We start from the raw sequence: 19,162 nt of genomic DNA, 5'->3' as shown, positions 1-19,162 counted from the left end.
TTCGATGAAGCCAGCGTCTGCAGCCGCCGCAATTGCGGCAATCGCGATACTGATATTTCCGGTCGCTTCCTTTGCTCAGAGCTCAGGCGGATCCGCGGGTGGATCATCTGCCGGCAGCAGCAGCGGTAGCGCAGCCGGATCGCCGAGCGCAGGCTCTGCCGGCGCCGGCCCGCAAGGCATCAGCGGCGTGCCTCCCGGACCGGCAGCTCCCGGAGGACTTAACAATGCCGGCGAGGATCCAAGCGGCGCGGCGAACGCGTCCAGGCGGGCATCGCCCGCCGCTCCGGGCACCAACAGCTCCGGTACGGCGCAGTCGTCAGGCGCCGGCGTCAACACTGGCAGCGGTGTGACCACCGGTTCGGGAAGATCGGCGGGATCGGGTGCGGATATCACGGGCCCGCAGGGGAGCGGCGACGCGGCGGTCAGCGAAGAGAACAAGGAGGTCGATCGCAAGATCAAGAGCATTTGCCGCGGCTGCTGATTTCGATACCGCACGGTCGCGCAGAAGTGAGCAAAAATGCCCCACTACCTTCGAGAAGTCGTCTTAGAGTTGCGGTGAGATCTGTGAAGATCGGACGCCGAAGAGCGCCGAGACTTCGAACGCAAGATCACGGAGGATGGGTCATGTTACGCACAATAATGATTGCCTTGTTCGCAACCGCATCGGTCGCCATGCTGGCGCCGGACGCGGCTTCGGCTCGTGGTGGCTTCGGCGGCGGCGGTGGCGGTTTCCACGGTGGTGGCGGTGGGGGTTTCCACGGCGGTGGCGGTGGGTTTGGCGGCGGCTTCCGCGGCGGCGGGATGGGTATGGGCGGCGCGGGTTTCCGGGCTGCCGGGATCGGCGGCGGCGGCTTCCGTTCGGCCGCGATCGGAGGCGGTGGTTTCCGCGCGGCCGCTTTGCCGGCTGCCGGATTTCGCGGCGGCACGCTTGCTGTCAACCGTTTCCACGGTGGCTTCCACAACGGCTTCCGGCACCGGAGATTTCCGTTCGCTGTGGCGGCAGTCGGGCTAGGCTTGGGCTACGGCTACTACAACGACTATGATGATTACGGCTATCCGTATTACGGAAGCTATGACGATTCCTATTATTATGGCGACAGCGGCTGCTACATCGTGCGGCGGAGCGTGCTGACGTCCTATGGCTGGCGCATTCGGCCTGTGCGGGTTTGCGGCTGATCCGGTACAGCCGGGATGAATAACGCGGCTCCGGTGTTTATTTCACCGAGGCCGCTGTTGATTGCGTTCGCTGGTATGCCGTTTGCATCGCATCAGGGATGTTGAACATGCTCACAGCCCCGGCTCTGACCTTGATATTCCTGGGTGTCGTCGTCGGCCTGGGCACGGCCTTCGTCTGGTTGTTCTGGGAGATGGACCAGCCGACGGCAAAGCCGCGTCGCAACGGCGATCGCGGCGGATAGCCGGCCCGGCATCGTGCGCGGCGCGTATCGCGCAATTCCTGGTGGCCGGCTTCACGGTCCACCATTTGCAATTTTCCGATAAATTGCACTTGTTCTTTGACACATCCTTAGATGGGAACCTGCCACGGTGCCACGTGTGCACGCAAACGTGCATGTCCGACAAAGAATTTGCAGGGACGGAAAGCTTTGCGGTGCCGCCTTAAGCGGATGGTGGTTTGATGATCGTCTCCTCCACGTCGGATTTCTCATCAGCCATCACGTCGTTCACCAGGGATTTTCGGGCCTCCGTCAGCCTGATCGCGCTTTTGTGGGGCCTGGGTTGCGCGCAGCCGTCATTTGCGCAATCTCTGCCGACTGGCGGAACGGTGGCGAGCGGAAACGTTTCGATCAATTCGGCTTCGCCGACCAGCCTCACGATCAGTCAATCGAGCCGCACCGGCATCGTTAACTGGTCGAGCTTTTCGATCGGGCAAGGCAATCAGGTTCAGTTCAATAACGGCAGCGGCGCGACACTCAATCGCGTAACCGGCAATGTGCCGTCGTCGATCAACGGCATGCTGTCGGCGACCGGCTCGGTTTACCTCGTCAATCCATCGGGAGTGGTGGTCGGGCCGAGCGGGGAGATCAAGACCGGCGGCAGTTTTGTCGCCTCGACGCTGGACGTCAAGGATGCGGAGTTCCGCGCCGGAGGATCGCTGACTTTCAGCGGCAACAGCAACGCCTCGGTAGTCAATCTCGGAAAAATAGGCGCGTCGAAGGGCGACGTCGTCCTGATCGCACGGCAGGTTCGTAACGACGGCGCGCTTGCCGCGCGCAACGGCACCGCCGCGATGGCCTCCGGCAGCGAGGTCGTGCTGAGCGACGGGTCGCTCGGCAATGGCAAGGTGCTGGTGCGTCGTCCGGCGCAGGATGGCGAAATCCGCAACAGCGGTGCGATCCGCGCCGCGGAAGTAGAACTGCGCGCCAATGGCGGCAACATCTATGCGCTCGCCGGCAACACCGGGCGGGCCATTACGGCCACGGGCGTTGCCAGCAAGGGCGGACGAATTTTTCTCACGGCCGAGGGCGGTTCGGTCAACGTGACGCAGAAAGTTGTGGCGCGGCGCATTCAGGCTAACGTATCGCCCGCGTCGACGCGCGCGGCGCGCGGCGCGTTCATCGGCGGCGACGTCATCGTCAGCGGCGACAAGGTCGTGGTCGGCGGCACCATCAAGGCCAAGGGCAGCAATGGCGCCGGCGGCACCGTCGTGGTGACCGGAAAGGACGTCACCCTGACATCGACTGCCGCGATCGACGCCAGCGGGACATCGGGCGGCACCGTGCTGATCGGCGGCGACCGCGCCGGCGGATCGGACGCTGCGCTGAAATTTCTGCCGCAAACCATCGCCAATGCGCAGAACACGACGATCGAGGCCGGTGCGACGATCACGGCCGACGGCACGTCCGGCGCCGGCGGCAATGTGGTGGTGTGGTCGGATGGCACGACGTCGTTTGCCGGCGCCATCAGCACGCAGGGTCTGCGCGGCGGCTTCATCGAGACTTCGGGGCATGTGTTCAACTTCACCGGCGGCAGCGTCAATGCCGGCAAGGGCGGGGCGTGGCTGCTCGATCCCGTCGATCTGACGATCGATGCGACGCTCGCCGGCACCATCGCGACCGCGCTCGATGGGGGCAGCAACGTCACCCAGCAGACGAGCGCGACCGGCAACGGCGGCAATGGCGACATCACGGTGGCAAGCGGCATCAGCTGGGCGAGCGACGCGACGCTGACGCTCAGCGCCTATCGCAACATCGCGGTCAACGCCAACATCGCGAGTCTGGGCGGTGGCGGCGTCGTGCTGCGTGCCGACAATGCCGGCACAGGCGCCGGCACCGTGACATTCGGCGGCGGCCAGGTCTCGACCGCGGGCGCGGTCTCGATCTTCTACAACCTGGCCGGCGACAGCTCGACCCTCAACGCCACCAAATACACGGCGCCGACGCAGACCAACTTCAGCGGCAACGTCACCGGCGGCGCGACGCTCAAGACCTATATGCTGGTCAACACCGTTTATGATCTGCAGAACATCAAGAACAATCTGTCGGGCGTCTACGCACTCGGCCGCGACATCGACGCCGGCGCCACCGCGTCCTGGAACGGTGGCGCCGGTTTCACGCCGGTGGGAGGGAGCAACGCCTTCACCGGGACTTTCGACGGCCAGGGTCAAACCATCTCGAACCTCACCATCAATCGGCCCTCCGGCCAATGGGTCGGATTGTTCGGCTACAACGGTGCCTCTGCGACGGTAAGCAATCTCGGGCTTCTGAACGTTTCCGTCACCGGCAACACCGCCACGGGCGGCGTCGTCGGCGAAAACCACGGGACCATCACCGGCGTCTATACGTCAGGATCGGTCGCCAGTAACGCCGGCGCGGGCGGCATCGTCGGCTACAATTACGGGCCGCTGTCAAATGTCTATTCGTCGAGCGCAGTGAGTGCGCCGACGATCTATGCCGGCGGCATCGCCGGCTTGAGTCTCGGCAACATATCGCAGGCCTATGCCACCGGTCCGGTGAGCGGCGGCAGCAATGTGGGCGGACTGGTCGGGTATTCGGGCGGATCGATCACCCAATCCTATGCCACCGGCGCTGTCAGCGGCACGTCCAATGTCGGAGGGCTGTTGGGCTACAATGGCGGCTCCATCACGCAGTCCTATTGGGACAGCTACACGACGGGGCAGGCGGCCGGCATCGGTGCGGGCGCCGCGTCGAGCGGCCTGAACGAAGTAACCAGCGATCCGGCGCAGTCGGGGGCGGCAAACGATGCGTACAGGCAGAGCGCCTATGTCGGTTTCGACTTCACTCCCGGCAATACCTCTACCGGCTGGTTCTCGATCGATGGCCAGACCCGCCCATTCGGCCAGTGGGAGTATTCGACCAATATCTCAAACGCGCATCAGCTTCAGTTGATGGCGATGGACCCCAATGCGAGTTACAGGCTCACATCCAACATTGATTTTTCTAGCGGCCTCGCTGCGGGAGGCAAGTATCCCGGCATGTGGTCGCCGAGCGGCTTCTCGCCGATCGGCGATTTGTCCAGCCAGTTCGGCGGAAGCCTGGACGGCCAAGGCCACGCGATCTCGAACCTGGCGATCAATCGGCCGTCGGATGCTTACATCGGACTAATCGGCTATATCGGGACTGGCGGATCGGTGAGCAATCTCGGCCTGCAGAACGCCACCATCACCGGCAACGGTTATGTCGGTGGTCTCACCGGATTCAACAACGGCAGCATCTCCAACGTTTCTGTCTCAGGCGCCATCACGGGGGCGCTGCGCGTCGGTGGCCTCATCGGACAAAACTACTCCAACGGGACTATCGGTAACGCCTCCGCGTCCGGCACGGTTGTGGCCACCACCATTGGATATGCCGGTGGTCTGGTGGCCGTGAACTACGGCAGCATCTCAGGCAGTTTCGCAACGGTCGATGTCTCCGGAAACGGCTCAAGTGTCGCTCCCTTTGGCGGCCTGGTCGGGTGGAACAGCAGTAGCTCCAGCATCATCCAAAACAGCTATGCCACCGGCACCGTGAGTTCCGGCACCGGAAGCACGCGGACCGGGGGGCTCGCCGGCCAGAACGACGGCACTATTCTCCGCAGCTATGCCACCGGCGCGGTTCAGGGTGGCTCGCAGGGGACCGGCGGCCTCGTCGGCTACAACGGCACCGGCGCCACGTCGATCACCGAATCCTATGCGACCGGGACGGTGACCGCCGCTGCCCTCGCAGGCGGGCTGGTCGGTAGCGCCGCCGTGGGCGGCACGATCAGCAACACCTACGCGACCGGGGCTGTCAGCATCACGTCGGCCTCCCTTGTACCGTTCGCCGGAGGACTGATCGGCAACAACGCCGGTACTGTCAAACAGTCGTATGCGACCGGGACAGTCAACGTTGCGTCCACGTCTCCAACGGCCGTCGCGGCGGCGGGCGGACTGATCGGCTCCAACGCCAGCACGGCTACGGTCACACAGTCCTACGCAACCGGAGCCGCCAACGCCTCGGCTCCCGGGACGGCGATGACGATGGCGGGTGGATTGATCGGCAGGAACATCGCCGGGGCCACCGTCAGTCAGTCCTACGCGACCGGTGCGGCCAGCGCGACCGCCGCTGCCGGGGCAGCAATGGCGGGTGGACTGATCGGCAACCATGCCAGCACGGGCACGGTCGCACAGACCTATGCGACCGGTACCGCCAGCGCCACGTCTGTTTCCGGCACCGCAGCGGCCGGCGGCCTGATCGGATCGATCACCGGCACTGGCGCCATCACGGCGTCCTACTGGGACACCGATACGTCCGGGAGGACGAATGCCGTCGGCAGCGGCGCCGGCACCGGCATCACGGGCCTCACCACCGCTCAGATGCAGAATCCGGCAAACTATGCGTCAACTTACATGGGCTGGGATTTCGCCACCGTGTGGTCGGCGCCGAGCATCGGCTATTATCCGCAGCTCTATGGCGTCAACTACGTGCTGCGCGTCGATCCGGCCAACGCGTCGCGGGTCTATGGTGACGCCAACCCGGCATTCACCTATTCGATCTACGGTTTTCATGCCGGCGATACGGCGGCGATCATCAACGGTCTTTCGGTATCGACGGTGGCGACGACGACTTCGAATGCCGGCACCTACGCGATCAGTGCAAGTGGCGGCAGTGCCGTCAGCGCCTCCGGACGGGCCTATCGCTTTATCGATGCACCGGGCACGCTGACCGTCACGCCCCGTTCGATCACCGTCGCGGCGGATGCCGCGAGCCGCGTCTATGGCGACGCCAATCCGGCGTTCACCTATCAGGTCGGCGGCTCCGGCCTCGTCAACGGCGACAGGCTGTCGGGCGCGCTGGCGACAGCGGCGACCGCCGCCAGCAATGTCGGTGTCTATGGCATCGCGCAGGGCACGCTGGGCTCGCCGAACTATACGATATCCTCCTTTACCGGCGCCAATCTGACTGTCACTTCGCGCGCGATCACGGTGACGGCCGATGCCAGGAGCCGCGCCTATGGCGATGCCAATCCGGTTCTGACCTATCAGGTCGGTGGCGCGGGCCTCGCCAATGGCGATACGCTGTCAGGCGCGCTGGCGACATCGGCGACAACAGCCAGCAATGTCGGGGTCTACGGCATCACGCAAGGTACGCTCGCCGCCTCGAGCAACTACACACTGTCTTCATTTACCGGTGCCAATCTCACGGTCACGCCGCGCGCGATCACGGTGGCGGCCGATGCCAAGAGCCGCACCTATGGCGATGCCAATCCAACGCTGACCTATCAGGTCGGCGGTTCGGGCCTGGTCAATGGCGATACGTTGTCGGGTGCTCTGGCGACGTCGGCGACAACTTCGAGCAATGTCGGCGCCTACGGCATCGGGCAAGGCACGTTGGCGGCCTCGGGCAATTACGCGCTGAACTATGCAAGTGCCAACCTGACCGTCACACCGCGCGCGATCACGGTGACGGCCGATGCCAAGAGTCGCACCTATGGCGATCTCAATCCAGTGCTGACCTATCAGGTCGGCGGCGCGGGTCTCGTCAATGGCGACACGCTGTCGGGCGCGCTGGCGACGTCGGCGACGACAGCCAGCAATGTAGGCGTCTACGGGATTGGGCAAGGCACGCTGGCCTCGCCGAACTATGCGATATCCCTGTTTACTGGCGCCAACCTCGCCGTCACCCAGCGGGCGATCACGGTGACGGCCGACACGAAGAGCCGGGCCTATGGCGATGCCAATCCAGCGCTGACCTATCAGGTCGGTGGGTTAGGCCTCGCCAACGGCGACACGCTATCGGGAGCGCTGACGACGTCGGCGACGACGTCGAGCAATGCCGGCATCTACGGCATCACGCAGGGGACGCTTGCGGCCTCATCGAATTACGCCTTCGCCTTTGTTGGAGCGAACCTCACGGTTGCGCCAGCAGCCGCTACGCCAACGAAGGCCTCTCGCGTACCGACCGCAGAACTCGCAGCTTACGTGGAGTCGCGGCAGGCTTTGCCTGCGCCGCAGCCACCCGAGCAGATGCGCGAGGTCGCGAGCACCGAGCAATCGTCTCCCGCTATCATCTGCAACTCAAGGCAATGTCTTGAGCTTCCTCATCCGAATAATCGGCGGATTGGTGACCGCGCCAGATTCATCGACACAATGATCAATCGCAATCGGCTGCCGGCCTTTGTCGACAATTGATGTTGAATGCTTGGGCGAGTGCCACACATCGAATGTGCTGATACACGCACAAGTTGGTCGGAGCGGAGTCGTCTCAACCGTGCACGCTGCAGTTATGTCACGGCTGGAACTCGCCTTAAACGGTTATTAATCCAGAAACCATATTGATTGACTTATTCATTGTTCGCCGTGTGCGACAGAACGTCGGGACGCGCAAACTTATGCAGACTCATACGTCGATGGTGCGAACATCCGCGCGTCATGCGACGGGAATCGGCGCCTCTTGCGCGCTGATCATGGCCTGCATGATCGCGATCGTGCCTGTCGGCATCGCGCGGGCGCAACTGGTGGAGCGCAATCTGCCGCCGGAGCCGCCGCGCCGCGCGTCGGCGATCAAGATCGGGACCGACGATCTGCTCAAGAGCGACGATGCAACGCCGCTCGGCGTGAACGTTCAAGCCATCGTCCTGATCGGCGCGAACGCCGGGGCGAAACAGGTCGGTGGCGCCAAGGGCGTCGATGTAAGTCAGGTCAGCGGCATCGACGTCACAGCACTTCGCGAGCAACTCACGCCCTTTATCGATCGGCCGCTCAGCCGCAAGCTGATTGCCGAAGTACAGGCGGCGGTGGCCGCGGCCTATCGCGAAGCCGGGCGGCCATTCGTGTCGGTCACGCTGCCGCCGCAGGAAGTATCGTCCGGCGTGCTCCAACTCCGCGTGATCCTCTTCAAGGTGGCCGGCATCAAGGTAACGGGCGCCGCCGCCGAGAACTACCCGCCAAGCCGCATCCGTCTCGTCCCCGGACAGGAGATCGACGCCCGCCAACTCGAGACCGATCTCGACTGGGCCAACCGCAATTCGTTTCGGCAGGTCGAGGCGGTGTTCGGTCCCGGCAAGGATCTCGGCATGACCGACGTCAACATCCAGGTGACGGATCGCAAGCCGTGGCAGGTGTACGCCGGCTATGCCAACAGCGGCACGCTCCTGACCGACCGCAATCGTTACTATGTCGGGGCCAGCGGGGCGCCGTCCGCCGATATCGTCGCGTCCTATCAGCTCACCGGCAGCGGCAATTTCTGGATGGACGACGGGCTGTTCAATCGGCCCGACGACGCGAAGTATGTAAGTCAGGCGGGGCGGTTGCTCATGCCGCTTGGATTGCGCACGAGTCTCGAGGTTGTGGGCGATCACGTGCTGACCAATGAGCGGCCGAACAATCTGTTCCGGATCAAGACTCAAACCAGTCAGGCATCGGCAATCGTTCGGACCGCATTGTCAGATCTGCTGCCGTCCGTGCCCGGCGATCTCCTCGGCGGCGTCGAACTCAAGCATCAGCTACGCACAACTATCTTCGATGGTACGCCGGTCGCGGAGGGCAGCGCCGATATTGCCCAGTTGGTGGTCGGATGGAATGGGCGCTGGTCGGACAATCTGGGCGCCAACACCCTCGACGTTCGTTTCAAGTCCAATCCTGGCGGCATTCTCACCGGCAACAATTCGCTCGCTTGGAGCGCCTTCACCAATGGACGCGTCACCGACGTGCAGACCAATCTCGTTACCCTTGAGTTCGGCCGGGTGACGCCGCTGCCGAAGGGGTTGTCGCTGAAATCGGAAGTGTCCGTGCTGGCATCCTCCAAGCCGCTTCCGGACACCGAACGCATCGGGCTTGGCGGGATACAGGCCGTACGCGGTTACGTGACCGAAGACGGTGCGGTCGACCAGGCCATGATCCTGCGCAACTCGCTCTACGTCTCGATGCCCAGCATGCCCTCCTGGATGCCGGGCACGCTGGCACCGTTCCTGCTGGCCGACGTCGGGTGGGGACGGGATCTGTTTTCCCGGCGCGACTCCACGCTGTCCTCGCTTGGGGCCGGACTGGACTTTGCAGCCGGGACGAACTTCAACTCCAAACTGCTGGCGGCCCGGGCAATGACCGACGGGCTGCATACCGCGGCCGGATCCTGGCGCGTGTCGCTGCAGGCGTCGGTAAGCTATTGAGGGCCTCCGCTGAGCCCTCACAGATTTCAGGCTAGGCCGCGTACCCATAAACTGGTGGCGTGAAGTGTCCGCGGGCGACAGGGCTTCAGCCACCAGGGACGCCCGGGGCCCTCGCCCGCAGGCGGGACACCGCCTCGGCCAGCGTAAGGTCGGCCTGCGAGCCGTCGCGTTCGCGCAGGCTCACCCGGCCGTCCCGCATCTCGCGCCCGCCGACGACGGCCATCACCGGCACCGCCATTTCATGCGCCTCCACGATGCGCCGCGAAAGCGTGTCGGCGCCGTCATAGGCAACGGCCCGGATCCCGGCATTCTCGAACGCCGCCAGCACGTCAGCGGCGTATCCAGCGTGGTCTTTCGAGATCGGCGCGACGGCGACCTGGTCCGGCGACAGCCAGAACGGAACCACGCCGCCATGGTGCTCGAGCAGGATCGCGATCATGCGGCCGAGCGATCCGAAGATTGCGTGGTGGATCATCAGGGGCCGCGCGCGGCTACCATCTGGCGCGACGTAGGACGCGTCGAGCCGCTGCGGCAGCACGGCGTCGAGCTGCACCGTGCCGCACTGCCAGGATCGGCCGAGACGGTCGCGCAGTGCGAATTCCAGCTTCGGTCCGTAGAACGCGCCTTCGCCGGGATTGATTTGAGGCGCGAGGCCGCATTGCCGCGCGGCGTTGCCGAGCTTCGCCTCCAACCGGTCCCAGGTCGCATCATCGCCGGCGCGCACCGCCGGCCGCGTCGCCAGCGCCACCTCGTAGTCTGGAAAACCGAGCTCGCGATAAACCTCGCCCAACAGGGCGATGAAGCACGCGACTTCGCCCTCCACATCCTGTTCGCGGCAGAACACATGGGCGTCGTCCTGCTCGAAGGCGCGCGTCCGCATGATGCCGTGCAGCGAACTGGAAGGCTCATTGCGGTGGCAGGCGCCGAACTCGGCATAGCGGATCGGAAGCTCCCGCCACGAGCGCAGCCCCTTGTTGAAGATCTGCACGTGGCACGGGCACGACATGGGTTTCAGCGCCATCGTCAGCTCGCCGTCGTCGACCCGGAACATGTGTTCGCCGAACTTGTCCCAGTGGCCGCTGCGGCCCCAGAACTCCTGCGGCAGCAGCTGGGGCGTCCGAACCTCGGCATAGCCGGCTCGGCGCATCTTGCCTCGGACATAGTCCTCCAGCACCCGGTAGAGCGCGTAGCCGCGCGGATGCCAGAACACCATGCCTGGTGCGTCTTCCTGAAGGTGCCAGAGTTTGAGCTGCACACCGAGATTTCTGTGGTCGAGATCGTCCATGGCTTTGTTCCTTGTGGTGGGAAAAAGCGCGGACGGGGACCATCAAAAACCAGAAAAGGCCCCGTCCGTCGCCGGCGGGGCCTTTACTGGGTGAAGTACGCTTGTCTCTAGCGCACGCAGCCAGCAGGCGATCCGCCGTAAGCGGTCGCCGTGGTGGTCAATGCGGCTGATCGAAGCTTATTCATGCTCTGCATATGGCGGTAAAACGCGCAGGCGTCAACGCCAGCCGCCTGGCGTTGCGGAATATGATGCGCGGGGACACCAACACTCCTGTGGCGGATGATCAGGCTTCTCGGTCAGAACGCCGGTCTGCTCAGCAACGCGCCCGAAGTCGGCAAACGTCTTTGCGTTGATGATCGATGGCCAGCGGCTGCTTTCCTCCACGCCTTAGCTCAGCACCCCGTACTTCTTGAACCAGGCCTGCATCTGGCCCCAGGCGTCCTCGGCCGCATCCTTGCGGTAGCTCGGGCGATAGTCGGCGTGGAAGCCGTGCGGCGCGCCGGGATAGATCTTGAACTCGGCAGTCTTCCTGTTTTCGGCCAGGGCGGCCTTGAGGGCTTCCACGGTGGCGACGGGAATGCCGGCGTCGGCTTCGCCGTAGAGGCCGAGGACGGGCGCCTTCATCTCGGGCGCGAGCTGCGTCGGGCTCTTCGGCCAGACCGGGTTTTGCGGGTCGACCGGCGGACCGTAGAACGCGGCGCCTGCCTTCAGCGTGCCGCTGTGGGCGGCATATTCCCAGACCGTGCGACCGCCGCGGCAGAACCCGATGATGCCCAGCTTCGAAGTGTCGCCGCCCTGCGATTTGGCCCAGGCAACGGTGCTGTCGAGATCGGACAATAGTTCGGCGTCCGGTTTCGCATTCACGATCGGCAACAGCTGCGGGATATCCGTGATCTTGGTCAGGTCGGTGCCTTTGCGGAAATAGTAATCCGGCGCCACCGCGAACGCGCCCAGCTTGGCGAGGCGCCGCGTCACGTCCTTGATGTATTCGTGCAGGCCGAAAATCTCCATCGCCACCAGCACAACTGGCGGGTTACTGATGCCGGTCGGCCGCGCGAAATAGCCGGGCATCTCGCCGTCGGCGACTTTGATCTTGGCGTCACCCGTGGCCAGGCCGCTGGTGTCGGTCTTGATCACGTCGGCGCGCACCGGCCCGGCCGCAAGCGTGTAGCCCGCCGTTACGGCGGCCGACGCGGTCATGAAGCCGCGCCGCGAGAAGGGCGCGACCTTGGTCAGCCCGATGACGTCTGAAGTTGGCAGGGGTTCGGCGCTCATGGCGGTCCTCCTTTTTTGGGAGGCGCATTCAGCTTGCAAAACCGGGACGAACGCAAATCACCTGCTTGCGAGATGTCAGCCGGTTAGGGGGGCCACAGCGCAACGGGGCCAAAATCAGGCATAAAAAACAAGGCCGTCGACGCAGTATACCGTCAACGACCTTGCCAGCCCCGGATATTGAAATCGGCTCACGCCATCCGGTGAACTTCAGGATGCCCCGGATTCTGACGGGGATGTGTGAACCAGTTCACAAAGGCGGAAAAAAGTTGCGGCAAGGCGTGCCGTAACGGTGGAAAATATCCCGTTGCCCGGTCGCATGGTGCAGCGGCCTGATCGGGCCGCCGTCCAAGGTACCTGCAATGACGGTGGTTGTGAGGCGGCTCGACAGGCAAGGTACTGATCAACGCGCAATTTCGGCTGGCCGCGTGTCAGCCCGCTGAACGGGACTTGATCACGAGGCGCCGTCCAGACCGATCAGCCGCGCGCCTTGGCGCGGCTGCGGTTCGCGCTCCGGGGCTTTGCCTTGGCTGACCGCTTGCGCGGCGCGGGAGAGGCGGAGGGTTCGGAGGCCTGGGCGCTGGCAAAGGATTGCCGCAAGCCCTCGACCGCTTCCGTCAGCGTTCCGACCTGCTCGGAAAGCTTCTTGCTGTCGGTCTGCTGCGTGGCGAGCAGGCGGCGTACGGTCTGCAGCTGGTCCTGCACCATTTGCAACTGATCGATCGACTCCTGCTGCGTCGCCTCCAGACCCTTGGTCTTCTCGACCAGTTGTTCGGACGCCTGCGCGGCGCGGGCCTGCAACTGCCGGGTCGCGACCACGCGATCGGTCTCGGGGGCATTGCCGGTATAGCTGCGCCAGAGGGTGATGGAGCTTACGCCAAGCACAACAATGACGAGGGCTGCTGCGGCGATCGCAATCGGCTGCCCGCCGAAACGCGCGATGGGGCTGGCACTCCGGGGGGCGTGTTCGATCATACGAATTCAAATCCGGACGTGATTCTAAAGTTCCAAAATAGCACAGGCGCGCTGGGGCTAAAACCCGCGATTTACCCGGAAGTCGCGGAAACTGCGGGCAGAATCCCGAGATCAGGGTTTCTGCGGCAGGGATGGCCCCTGAGGCTAACGGATATGCGCCCGGATGAACTGGCCGGCAGACACCAGCGCACGCCGGCCATCCTGAAGGTTAGCATTCCAAACCGGCCAGGCATGGATCATGTGCGGCCAGATTTGCAGCGTCACATCGACATCGGCCGCGCCGGCGGCCTCGGCAAGCCGCGTCGCGTCCGCGAGCAATGTCTCGGCCGATCCGACCTGAACCAGGATCGGCGGAAAGCCCGCCAGATCGACAAACAGGGGCGAGATCAGCGGATCGCGGCGATCGATGGATGGCGGCGCATAGGCATCCGCAAGTTCATCGAGATAGGCTTTGTGGATCAGCGGATCGACCGCGTCCTTGGTCGCGAGCGTGCTGCCCGACATGGTGAGGTCGGTCCACGGCGAAATCAGCCAGGCGCAGGCCGGCAATTCCTCTCCCGCCGCGCGCAGCCGGTTGATCAGCCCGAGCGTCAGGTTGCCCCCGGCGCTGTCGCCTCCGACAGCGATACTCTTCGCCGCAATGCCTTGCCGGCGCAGGAAGCGCCACGCGGTGAGCGCGTCTTCATGCGCGGCGGGGTAGGGATGTTCGGGGGCAAGCCGATAGTCGATCGCAAGCGTGCGGCTGCGTGCCGCGCGCCCGGCCTCCGTCACCAGGCGGCGGTGGCTTACGATCGAGCCGGAGCAATATCCGCCGCCGTGGAAATACAACAGCGCGCACGAAGGCTCGCTGCCGGGTGCGATCGACCATTCGCCGGTGACGCCATCGCAATCGACAGCCTCGCATCGAACGTCCGGCGCCACCGGCCAGGTCGATCCGACCTCGTCGAGGCGTTCACGTCGTTCCGACCAGCCGACCGGCCGCGGCTTCGAGCCCAGCAGTGTGCGGATGGCGTCGATCTCGCTGTGAGCCAAGGGGTGATCTCCCAGGTAGAGGCCGATCATCTTCGCACACTGTTCGTGCGGTGCAAAAGTATTGACGGGGAAACCGCCGATCGCTCAGCCGGCGGCAAGCCGGTGCGGCAAATCGACTTCGGGCGGTGCTGCCGATTACGTTTGGCGATCGTTCGCCAGCCAAGTGAAGGCTGCCAAAATTCCCGGCAGTTGCAGGTCATGCCGGAGCTTGCCCGATGCCGGCAGGAAGCGATGGTCCACCGCGACGCCGACCCGGCGCAATGCCTCGACATAGGCGGTCTGCACCGACGCCGACACCCGCTGGTCGTGCGGGTCGGTCAGCACGATGATTTTTTCCGGGGGGTGGCGCGTTACCTCGGCAACATGATCGATCGGGTCAAAGAAATCGGCGTGTCCGGTGATGTCGGCCGTCCAGCCGTTCTCGCGGTTTCGCAGCGCCACCGCCGTGTTTCCCGAAGAGATCACCGCGCAACCGATATCGGCGCGGCGCGCGATCAGCGCGGCCACGAGATGGCCGCCGCCCGATTGGCCGACGAGATTGAGACGACGCCAGCCGAAATGCGCCTTGAGCCGGGTGAGCGCCATGTCGACCAGCGCGATTTCGCGCGGCCGTCGCCGGTCGAGATGGTGACCCGAAGAACCCAGGATACCCGGACGCGCCAGGCGGATGTAGGGGCGCACGAAGCTGGCGCTCAGTTGTTCGGCCACCGCCTGCACGTCGTAGGCCGTCGTTGCAACGTACCATTCGTTGGCCACGACCGCATTATCGCGCTTCTCCACGGCATCACCGCGCAGAAAGATCAGCGGGTCGGCAGATGCACCTTCCGGCGCGGCGCCATAGAAGGCGAGAACGTCAGGCTTGCCGTCGACCTCTACTCGCACTCTTCCCGGACCGTCGCCATCGGATGAAGACGGTTCAATACCCTGAACCACATCGGTACCGGAGAAGGGGGTGGTCGGCAGGTTGGCAAGGACTGGAAATCTAATCACGCAACAATTAGCGATCGAAATCCGCCTTGAGGTCAAGTAGCTCCGGAAAAATTGAAGGGGTGCTCGGGGAGCCTTGACGGCGCCTGGCAAATGGATCGCTGAAAAAGCCCCATGCGGGCTGCGGGCTGGCACGCCCAGCAACATCCAAAAAAGGTGCGGCCACCCTTTGGGGGAAGGGTGGCCGCGCGCGAACCGGTCTGGGACGGGGAGGGGTGGGGATGTGACCGGCTCGCGGGTTCGTAAAATCCTTTTGTTCGTTATCGATCGCGTGACGAGGCGGTGGCGACCGCCGGGCGGCTGTCACCGAGCGAGACCCACACATTGGGATCGCTCTGCGACTGACGCTTGACGAAGCGGTAGCCGGTCTCGGTCCAGGCCAGGACGTTTTCGTTCTGGTTGTCGAGAACGAACTCGCCCTTGTCTGTCTTCACCGTCAGCACCGCGTGGCCTTCGCCCTTCTTGTCGCGCACCACCGTGATCAGCAGCGCTTCGCGCGGCCACCCGGCGTCGATCAGCATCTTGCGCTTCAGAAGCACATAGTCCTCGCAGTCACCGTATCCGTCCGTCGGCAACGACCATTTCTCGATCACACCCCAATGCTCCATGTCGGTGATCGGCTTGACGGTCTCGTTGACCCACTTGTTGACCCGCAGCAAATCCCGCCACGCCGTCTGCGACATCACGATGTCGCGCGGCTGAGAGGTGCCGCCGCGGCATTCGCTCGCATTCTCGGCGCAGAATTCGACCCAGCCGATCGGCGAACGCGCGGTCTCGCCAAGGCTGGCATAGAGAGCGTCGCCGGCTTTCGCCTGGACGCTCATTGAAGCGTTTAACCCCATCAGGACGGCGATGACCGCCAGTCCCTTCCCCTGTCCCCTGAACAACATGGTCGCCCCCGTTTCTTGTTGGGACCATGTTTCGCACAAAGGATTTGCGCCGCAGCTAAGTCAGGCAAGTACATTTGACGCGAATACTAGTAAAGCTAGCGGCTAATTCGATTTATACTTGAATCGAATTCGACTAAAATTTGAAACAACTGCAATTGATTCAAATTTTACACATTAAGGTCTGCGACGCTGCGCCAGTGGCAAATCAGGGCGCGAAAGCCCGCCGCGTTAACCGCGTTTTGCAGGCCCCGGGTATGGCAAAGGCGGTATCCGTGGGTGCGGATACCGCCTGTTAAGGATGGAAAACAGGGATTTTCGCCGGCTGGCGCTTTACCGCGCGGTAACCGCTTCTTCGAGCGCCTCGCCGACCTGCTCGTGGACGAACTCGAGCGCGAAGCCTTCCTCGAGGTTTCGCACCACGCGGGACTGCACCTTGCCCAGCATGACCAGCGATTTCAGCGGCGGACGGTTTTCCGCGGCAATCGCAGCGCCCGACAGCGACAGGTCGATGATGCGGCAGGTCATCTTGCTGCCGTCCTCGAGCGTGAGCAGCGCGATCGGGTTGCGCGGCACGATACGGTCGTGGCGGCGGTCTTCCGGCAGATTGAGGATATCGCGGTTGGCCAGCCAGGTAAGCTGGGCGGCCAGCTTGTCGCGCTTGCGCGCGGTGGCGCCGACCGTCATGGCAAAGCCGTTGTCGATGATGCGGGTGATTTTGCCCTCGACCCGGCCGATATGGTCGAGATAAGCGATCACGCGGTCGCCGACATTGCCGATGCCGGGCGCCAGCAGGGCCAGTCCGCCCGGCGACATGTTAATAATCTGGCAAGGAAATTCGCGGCGATCCGGCAGCATATAGCGGCCGAGCAGGTGGACTTTGACACGCTGAAAGCGCCGTCGCTCCTCGGCGGACGGTACAGTGGTTGTTTTCTTTTGCGCAAACGACATCTTCGCCACCAGACAGCCGGTCCTTCGGCGTCACGATGACCCTAAGGCCGACAGGGTTAACGATGTGTTATCGGCCGTTGCATGAAGTGTTAGCAACCACGCGGCCCGCAGTCGCGGCGGAACTCACGATCTTGCTCGGGAGTGGCCGCCGGGAACGAGGGCCTCAGTGTTGTTCGCGCCTACCAACCGCCGCAATCCCGGCCGTGGCGGGAGGTTGTCCGGCGTCTTGACATTGGTTGCGAGGCCGATTGTCTCGAATGTCCTGATCAGCCACCAACCAAGATCGATCTGGCCCGGGAAGATGCCCATCTTTGCCGAGCCCGGGAAGGCGTGATGGTTGTTGTGCCAGCTTTCGCCCATGCTGATCAGTCCGGCGAGCCTGACATTATAGCCCTGGGCAGCCACGCCATCGATGATCCAGCTCTGGCCGCCCCTTCGGTGGGAGAAATGGCCGACCAGCCAGTGGCCGGTCACGCAGACGCTGACCCGGACGAAGATGCCCCAGACCAGCCAGCTCCAGCCGCCGACGACGAAGAACAGGATCGCCCAGGGCAATTGCTGCCACATCCACGTTCGTTCGACGAATGTGTAAAAGCGGTCGTTCGCAAGCCGCGGTTCGAGCCGGAACGCCGGCGGGTGCTTCAACACAAGCCTGCAATGCAGTTGCCACCATGCATCGCGCCAAAGGCCTGAGCGGTGGCAGGAATAATCGTGGCATTGCGACTGGCGCTGTGCCCAGTCGCGGAAGTCGTGCAATCGGATCATTCCGTGCGGACCGGCCATTCCCACCAGCGTGCCGAGATACACGCAGAAATGTTCGAGCCATAGCGGGCAGTCGAAACTGGAATGGATGAGGCGCCGATGCATGCCGACGGAGTGTCCGAAGCAAAGCGTCACGCCGCTGGTCACAATGAAGAGGAGGAGGGCGCTCCAGGTGAGAAACACTGGCCCGAGGGTGATGGCCAGGAAAGTCATCGTTCCGATCCAGAGCGACTTCGACGGGCACCAGCGCACCTTGCCGTCGAGTGGATCAGTTTCGTCATTCGCGAAAATGCGTTCCGAGCCGGACATCAGCTTCATGCGACTCGCTTCGCTCCCGTCGAAGTTGCTGTCGGAAGTTGCGCCCGCCTAGCCTGTATGTCAATTCGCAGGGATAGCAATGCGAACGGTGAAGCTGATCATCACGGCGCGGCCGTATGGTCGAACGTATGGACGCATTACGCCGCGCGACTCTGCCGCGCACCGTAGGAGCGGTTGCTTCTGCGCTCGGAACGGCAATTTCGATCAAGCCTGCGCGAGGCGATTGTTGCGCGCGGTGGCATTAGGGGTACTCTCGCGCCCGGCCGGGCCGGCCAAAAATGCCTGCGAATGGAGTTGCGAAATGCCGGGAGTGACGCGGGAACGCGATGACAGCGTCGGGGTGCTGACGCTGGATGAGCCTGAGACGCTGAACGCGATGACGCCCGATCTGTTGGGCGATCTCGCGACCGCCATCGGCGAGATCAACGATGATCCGCGGGTGAGGGCGCTGGTATTGACCGGCGCCGGCCGTGGCTTTTGCTCGGGCCAGAACCTCAAGGCCGCGCAGATCCTCGGCGACGACATCGCGGCCGGCGTGATGAAGTATTACTGGCCGACGTTCAAGGCGCTGCGCGAATGCCGCGTCCCGATCGTGGTCGCCGTCAACGGCGTGGCGGCGGGCGGCGGGTTCAGCCTTGCGATGGCGGGCGACATGATCGTTGCCGCGCGTTCGGCGCGCTTCATTCAGGTGTTCAGCCGCATCGCGCTGGTCCCCGATCTCGGTTCGACCTGGCTGTTGCCGCGCCTCGTCGGCCGGCAGCGCGCGCTCGAATTGATGATGACCAACGAGCCGCTCACGGCCGATCAGGCCAGGGAGTGGGGACTGGTCCGCGACGTCTTCGACGATACCGCACTTCGCGACGGCGCGCTTGCGCTGGCGCGCAAGCTCGCAAGCGGCCCGACACGCGCCCTGGTCGCGACGCGCCGCCTGATCGACGAAAGCGAACACGCCAGCTATGCCGATCAGTTCCGCCGCGAGATTGAAACGCAGGCGCAAATCCGTCTCAGCGCCGACGCGGTGGAGGGCCGCAACGCCTTCCTGGAGAAACGTGCGGCGGTGTTCACCGGTCGCTGAGAAAGGATCGTGCAA

General features: G+C 64.0%; 14 protein-coding genes. 6 read left to right on the top strand and 8 right to left on the bottom strand.

All coding sequences use genetic code 11. The annotated features are described in order from the left end of the window. Window positions 1-4: 4 nt before the first annotated feature. The 5 genes from ACPPVP_RS29780 to ACPPVP_RS29760 all read left to right on the top strand — a co-directional run bounded on the left by ACPPVP_RS29780 (window position 5) and on the right by ACPPVP_RS29760 (window position 9,603). Window positions 5-481, top strand: a complete 477-nt coding sequence (locus ACPPVP_RS29780) for a hypothetical protein (protein ID WP_426527033.1) — start codon at window positions 5-7, stop codon at window positions 479-481. 143 nt (window positions 482-624) lie between these two features. Then, window positions 625-1,176 carry a hypothetical protein gene (locus ACPPVP_RS29775; RefSeq protein WP_426527031.1) on the top strand — a complete coding sequence of 184 codons (552 nt, stop codon included), beginning with the start codon at window positions 625-627 and terminating at the stop codon, window positions 1,174-1,176. A 107-nt stretch (window positions 1,177-1,283) separates the two neighbouring features. Further along, entirely contained in the window at window positions 1,284-1,418 is a 135-nt protein-coding gene (locus tag ACPPVP_RS29770; protein WP_426527029.1) for a hypothetical protein, read from the top strand. 218 nt (window positions 1,419-1,636) lie between these two features. After that, window positions 1,637-7,627 carry an MBG domain-containing protein gene (locus ACPPVP_RS29765; RefSeq protein WP_426527027.1) on the top strand — a complete coding sequence of 1,997 codons (5,991 nt, stop codon included), beginning with the start codon at window positions 1,637-1,639 and terminating at the stop codon, window positions 7,625-7,627. A gap of 200 nt (window positions 7,628-7,827) precedes the next feature. Then, window positions 7,828-9,603, top strand: coding sequence for a ShlB/FhaC/HecB family hemolysin secretion/activation protein (locus ACPPVP_RS29760; protein ID WP_426527025.1), 1,776 nt, complete (start codon window positions 7,828-7,830; stop codon window positions 9,601-9,603). A gap of 85 nt (window positions 9,604-9,688) precedes the next feature. Here ACPPVP_RS29760 and thrS read toward each other — a convergent pair whose 3' ends face one another. The 8 genes from thrS to ACPPVP_RS29720 all read right to left on the bottom strand — a co-directional run bounded on the left by thrS (window position 9,689) and on the right by ACPPVP_RS29720 (window position 18,072). Beyond that, complete coding sequence (gene thrS, locus ACPPVP_RS29755; protein WP_426527023.1) at window positions 9,689-10,888, bottom strand: threonine--tRNA ligase; 1,200 nt, start codon at window positions 10,886-10,888, stop codon at window positions 9,689-9,691. Between the two features lie 387 nt (window positions 10,889-11,275). Then, window positions 11,276-12,163 (bottom strand): dienelactone hydrolase family protein, encoded by an 888-nt coding sequence (locus ACPPVP_RS29750; protein ID WP_426527021.1) that lies wholly within the window; start codon window positions 12,161-12,163, stop codon window positions 11,276-11,278. Window positions 12,164-12,637: 474 nt separating this feature from the next. Next, window positions 12,638-13,135, bottom strand: coding sequence for a hypothetical protein (locus ACPPVP_RS29745; RefSeq protein WP_426527019.1), 498 nt, complete (start codon window positions 13,133-13,135; stop codon window positions 12,638-12,640). Window positions 13,136-13,279: 144 nt separating this feature from the next. Next, window positions 13,280-14,167 carry an alpha/beta hydrolase gene (locus ACPPVP_RS29740; RefSeq protein WP_426527017.1) on the bottom strand — a complete coding sequence of 296 codons (888 nt, stop codon included), beginning with the start codon at window positions 14,165-14,167 and terminating at the stop codon, window positions 13,280-13,282. A gap of 135 nt (window positions 14,168-14,302) precedes the next feature. Then, window positions 14,303-15,301 carry an alpha/beta hydrolase family protein gene (locus ACPPVP_RS29735; protein WP_426527015.1) on the bottom strand — a complete coding sequence of 333 codons (999 nt, stop codon included), beginning with the start codon at window positions 15,299-15,301 and terminating at the stop codon, window positions 14,303-14,305. Between the two features lie 113 nt (window positions 15,302-15,414). Beyond that, entirely contained in the window at window positions 15,415-16,044 is a 630-nt protein-coding gene (locus ACPPVP_RS29730; RefSeq protein ID WP_426527013.1) for a transglutaminase-like cysteine peptidase, read from the bottom strand. A 330-nt stretch (window positions 16,045-16,374) separates the two neighbouring features. Next, the gene (locus tag ACPPVP_RS29725; protein ID WP_426527011.1) at window positions 16,375-16,992 is read right to left on the bottom strand and encodes a PilZ domain-containing protein; all 618 of its coding nucleotides are present in this window, start codon (window positions 16,990-16,992) and stop codon (window positions 16,375-16,377) included. 123 nt (window positions 16,993-17,115) lie between these two features. Next, on the bottom strand, window positions 17,116-18,072 hold the full coding sequence (locus ACPPVP_RS29720; RefSeq protein WP_426527009.1) for an acyl-CoA desaturase: 957 nt from the start codon (window positions 18,070-18,072) through the stop codon (window positions 17,116-17,118). A 301-nt stretch (window positions 18,073-18,373) separates the two neighbouring features. On the opposite strand from ACPPVP_RS29720, the gene ACPPVP_RS29715 reads away from it, so the two are divergent. Further along, the gene (locus tag ACPPVP_RS29715) at window positions 18,374-19,147 is read left to right on the top strand and encodes an enoyl-CoA hydratase-related protein (RefSeq protein WP_426527007.1); all 774 of its coding nucleotides are present in this window, start codon (window positions 18,374-18,376) and stop codon (window positions 19,145-19,147) included. Window positions 19,148-19,162: the final 15 nt, after the last annotated feature.

It is taken from the genome of Bradyrhizobium sp. McL0615, from assembly GCF_049993905.1.
GTDB lineage: Bacteria > Pseudomonadota > Alphaproteobacteria > Rhizobiales > Xanthobacteraceae > Bradyrhizobium.
Note: the sequence above shows the minus strand (reverse complement) of the source record. Positions and strands in the feature narration are given on the sequence as shown.

Bases quoted from the DNA above. Each gene is read 5' to 3' on its own strand.
- ACPPVP_RS29780 (WP_426527033.1), top strand. From the start codon at position 5: ATGAAGCCAGCGTCTGCAGCCGCCGCAATTGCGGCAATCGCGATACTG.
- ACPPVP_RS29775 (WP_426527031.1), top strand. From the start codon at position 625: ATGTTACGCACAATAATGATTGCCTTGTTCGCAACCGCATCGGTCGCC.
- ACPPVP_RS29770 (WP_426527029.1), top strand. From the start codon at position 1,284: ATGCTCACAGCCCCGGCTCTGACCTTGATATTCCTGGGTGTCGTCGTC.
- ACPPVP_RS29765 (WP_426527027.1), top strand. From the start codon at position 1,637: ATGATCGTCTCCTCCACGTCGGATTTCTCATCAGCCATCACGTCGTTC.
- ACPPVP_RS29760 (WP_426527025.1), top strand. From the start codon at position 7,828: ATGCAGACTCATACGTCGATGGTGCGAACATCCGCGCGTCATGCGACG.
- thrS (WP_426527023.1), bottom strand. From the start codon at position 10,888: ATGGACGATCTCGACCACAGAAATCTCGGTGTGCAGCTCAAACTCTGG.
- ACPPVP_RS29750 (WP_426527021.1), bottom strand. From the start codon at position 12,163: ATGAGCGCCGAACCCCTGCCAACTTCAGACGTCATCGGGCTGACCAAG.
- ACPPVP_RS29745 (WP_426527019.1), bottom strand. From the start codon at position 13,135: ATGATCGAACACGCCCCCCGGAGTGCCAGCCCCATCGCGCGTTTCGGC.
- ACPPVP_RS29735 (WP_426527015.1), bottom strand. From the start codon at position 15,301: ATGTTGCTGGGCGTGCCAGCCCGCAGCCCGCATGGGGCTTTTTCAGCG.
- ACPPVP_RS29730 (WP_426527013.1), bottom strand. From the start codon at position 16,044: ATGTTGTTCAGGGGACAGGGGAAGGGACTGGCGGTCATCGCCGTCCTG.
- ACPPVP_RS29725 (WP_426527011.1), bottom strand. From the start codon at position 16,992: ATGTCGTTTGCGCAAAAGAAAACAACCACTGTACCGTCCGCCGAGGAG.
- ACPPVP_RS29720 (WP_426527009.1), bottom strand. From the start codon at position 18,072: ATGAAGCTGATGTCCGGCTCGGAACGCATTTTCGCGAATGACGAAACT.
- ACPPVP_RS29715 (WP_426527007.1), top strand. From the start codon at position 18,374: ATGCCGGGAGTGACGCGGGAACGCGATGACAGCGTCGGGGTGCTGACG.